The sequence below is a fragment of the Nocardia sp. NPDC101769 genome (genome assembly GCF_044766925.1).
GTDB lineage: Bacteria > Actinomycetota > Actinomycetes > Mycobacteriales > Mycobacteriaceae > Nocardia.
In genome coordinates this window covers 1-1,579 of record NZ_JBIWMX010000137.1, presented here as the reverse complement: position 1 = coordinate 1,579, position 1,579 = coordinate 1, and the positions used below count along the sequence as shown (strand labels likewise).

The 1,579-nt window shown below is 67.4% G+C and carries 2 protein-coding genes; one reads left to right on the top strand and one right to left on the bottom strand.

Annotated elements, in window-relative coordinates:
- Positions 1-112: 112 nt before the first annotated feature.
- Complete coding sequence (locus ACIRRA_RS45980) at positions 113-664, bottom strand: helix-turn-helix domain-containing protein (protein ID WP_402782473.1); 552 nt, start codon at positions 662-664, stop codon at positions 113-115.
- A 63-nt stretch (positions 665-727) separates the two neighbouring features.
- Here ACIRRA_RS45980 and ACIRRA_RS45975 point away from each other — a divergent pair, with 63 nt between their 5' ends.
- Positions 728-1,576: an alpha/beta fold hydrolase gene (locus tag ACIRRA_RS45975; protein ID WP_402782470.1), complete on the top strand. Its 849-nt coding sequence runs from the start codon at positions 728-730 to the stop codon at positions 1,574-1,576.
- Positions 1,577-1,579 lie beyond the last annotated feature (3 nt).

The following is a 1,579-nucleotide window of genomic DNA, read 5'->3' as shown; positions in this document are numbered from 1 at the left end:
GTCGTGGGTCGCCAGCGGCGAATCGCTTGCGGCAATCCAAGTTTCAATCCGTGGCGATACCTGGGCCCCGGAATCCTGAAGCTGTCGGCGTCCCGGGTGCGGCGAACGCGCGTCAGCCCTGTCCGGATGGCGGTGCTGGTTTCTCGCCCGGGAAAAGGATCGGGCTGAGTAGGTACGGTCTGCGGCCCGGCCCGGGCTGGTTCGCCGCCAGGGGCGTGACGAGGTCGCGGAAGCCGGTGAGCATCGTGTCGAGCTCCTCGGGGCTGAGCCACAGCGTGCCTTGGCGGTAGCCGACCGCGTCGGCAACGGGGTCGGCGTCGGGTCGATCGAGGTAGGCGTTGAACTCGGCGATCAGGACGGCCATGGCGGCGGCGAACCCTTGGCGGTGATCGTGCGGGGTCATCGCGCTGCTTGCCTCGGGGGAAATGGTCGGTCGGTCGGGTCGCAATCGGTAGGAGCGTTCCACCGCGCCGCGCACGCGTCGCTCGTCACCGATCTCGAGCATTCCGCCGTCGGTGAGCAGGCCGAGTTGCCGGTAGACGCTGGTCCGGGGCACATCGGGCATGCGGTCGCACAACTCTCCGGCGGTGCGCAATCGGCCGCCGGACAGTGCGTGGATGATGCGCAATCGCACCGGGTGGAGCAGCAACTCGGTCGGGTCCATACCGCAACTATCCCATATCTGGTATCGTTCCCAAAGTTGGGATTGGAGAGAAGGGTGACCACGATGCGGGATGTTCCTGGGCGTCGAATGATGTTGAACGGCAACGAGATCTACTTCGAAGAGTCCGGCACCGGGGATACCTGGGTGGTGTTCGAATCCGGTACGGGCGCCGGGCGGACACACTGGGATCGGGTGGTGCCGCTACTTGGGGACATCGCGCATACCGTCGCCTACGACCGGGCCGGTCGTGGCCGCAGCGGCAGCCCTGCCGAACCGCAGACCATCGATGACATGGCGGCCACCCTGGTGGCATTGGTCCAGGCGCTCGCGCCGGAACGGTTGATCCTGGTGGGCCACAGCATGGGTGGACTGATCGTCCGTCGCGCCGCCGAAACGCTGTCACCGGTCGGGCTCGTGCTCGTCGACCCGACAGCGGAATCCGCTCCGAACTACGACAATTGGGCACCGACCGCCAAGATGACCGACCGCATCCTCGCCGTGCAGCAGGTCCTGAGCCATGTCCCACCGCTCATGCGGATCCTGACCGCCTCCTACGGGCGCAAGTTCCCCGCCGACACCTACACGACCATGCTGGCCGAGGACTTCGCCCCCGCCGGCCTCGCCACGTCCCGGCACGAGATAGCGGCCGTCGCGGCGGCGATCGACGAATTCCGCCGCCGCCCACCGGAACCGCCGAAATCCGGCGTCATCGTCATCTCGGCGATCCACGCCGCCCGCTACCAGGCCCGCAATCTCGACCTCATGCGCGAATACCAGCGCCGATACGCCGACCAGATCGGCGCGCACTACGAGGACGCCGACTCCGAGCACATCATCCCCGCCGAGCAACCCGAGCAAGTCGCCGCCGCGGTGCGCCGACTGGTCAACGCTCGAACATCGCAGGAGCAGTGACGC